At 39.9% G+C, this 1,710-nt stretch carries 3 protein-coding genes; 2 read left to right on the forward strand and 1 reads right to left on the reverse strand.

Features of this window, described 5'->3' with window-relative positions; genetic code table 11:
• Positions 1–381, reverse strand: a 381-nt coding sequence (locus J8L84_RS19995) for a transposase (protein WP_211072238.1), incomplete at its 3' end; no start/stop codon positions are given.
• A 60-nt stretch (positions 382–441) separates the two neighbouring features.
• Between J8L84_RS19995 and J8L84_RS20000 the strand changes: the two genes are divergently transcribed.
• Complete coding sequence (locus tag J8L84_RS20000; protein ID WP_211072239.1) at positions 442–834, forward strand: hypothetical protein; 393 nt, start codon at positions 442–444, stop codon at positions 832–834.
• A gap of 462 nt (positions 835–1,296) precedes the next feature.
• On the forward strand, positions 1,297–1,656 hold the full coding sequence (locus J8L84_RS20005) for a hypothetical protein (protein WP_211072240.1): 360 nt from the start codon (positions 1,297–1,299) through the stop codon (positions 1,654–1,656).
• The last annotated feature ends 54 nt before the right edge of the window (positions 1,657–1,710 follow it).

Here is a 1,710-nt window from a genome sequence, read left to right on the forward strand (position 1 = left end):
TGGCTCAGGCACATAAATGGGCGTGAGATCTTCCGATTTTAACAACTTCACCAGCTTTAACGCATCGCGCCTATCAGTCTTAATATGGTCACCAGGCTTTTTGGGTATAAGGGAAGGCGCTAAAACATAGCAACAATGCCCTAAACTCGTAATAAGTCGGTAGATCCAATATCCACAAGGCCCAGCTTCATATACGACGTGAAGTGTTGCACCAGGATATTTAGATTCAAACTGACGGATAAGCTTTTTGACGCTGACTTTTGAAGAAGGAATGCGGCCATAGTGCACCGCACTTACTCCACGCTGCTCTTCACAATAAGCCACTTCGTGAAATTCTTTGTGAGTATCTAATCCTAAAAAAACTATGCTATGTTTGTTCATGCTAGCCTCCAAATGATTTAGTCTTAAGCAAACTAATAATGGACTCCGGCCGGCGCTCCGGTGGCTGAAAAGTTAACCCACGAAAATGCGGAGGCTAGCATTTCTCAGGGAGTCATTGTGTCTATGTTTCATGGAGTAATTTTGGATAATCAATTAAAAAATAAGACTTTGAAAAGCATTCTATCTTCGATAGAGAATCCAGAAAAACACGCATTAAAACTAAAAAGGAAAAGTTTGCTTTTGACTGGTATTTCATGGTTTGCGCTCATGATTGTGTTCTTCTTACATTTCCAAGGTTTTACTGGATTGTATTTATTGGCAATATCTGCTTTTTCTGGAATTGCTTATGGTTTTGTAATCTACCTAGATTCTGCACGTAAGCAATGGCAATTCATAATTCCACATATTGATATCGAGGCGGTTAAAGAGGAAGTTTTGAGTGACGAAACATAACAAGCAAATTAAGTTACTCACTCCGTTCGCTGGGACGCAAACACGCGGGGCGGCTTCGCCATTATGCCCCACGTGCCTGCGCCCGTTATTGAAAAGTTAGGTATCTTCTTTGGACAGTCGACATCGAAAGTTCGTAACAGTATTTTATCTATTTTTTGCAGCAGTAGGCATTTGGTTTCTTGGGATGCTTATTTATTTTTATTTCTTGTACGTAAAATGTTCAGGGCAAGCTTGTTGGGAATTGCTCATGGGGCCCGCTTTAGCCTCTATTTATGGAACTCCCTTTTGGGCTTTAGCTTCATTATGCGCTTCAGTTAAAGGATATAAAATAAACAAGTATATTCGTTGGAGTACCTATTTATTATTTGCAATTATGGGCGGTAATCTGTTGTATTTTCTTGTTTATGGTTAGCAAGATACCTAACAATCAAATGTTGGGGTGTTATGTGCAAGGAGTAAATTTTGGATTCTATGGATGGAATTGATCTTCAAGATTCTTTCGTATTGGGATGGGAAGTTTCAGAAAGTCAGTTTTCCATACAACTTGAAGCAAGTATTTGGCCTTCATCAGTTCATTATGTTGAACCCAGACCAAATGAATACACTTGTTACAAGAAAGCCGTTTTAACCTTTTCTGACTTTTCATCAATATCTTGTGTTAATGGGCAATCGGCAATCGAACCGACAATCGACATTGACGGTTCGATTGACTATGGCAACATCGATAGCTTGATTAAAACAGAGTCAGGTTTTTTCATCTCGGCATGCTTTGGTAATGTCAGTATTAGTAATGGCAAGGTTGTTTTGAATGTTTGCACATAACAAAAAAATTAAGTCACTCACTACGTTCGCTGGGGCGCAGGCATGCCGGGCGGC

This window comes from Alteromonas sp. MMG017, from assembly GCF_018100795.1.
Taxonomy (GTDB): domain Bacteria; phylum Pseudomonadota; class Gammaproteobacteria; order Enterobacterales; family Alteromonadaceae; genus Alteromonas.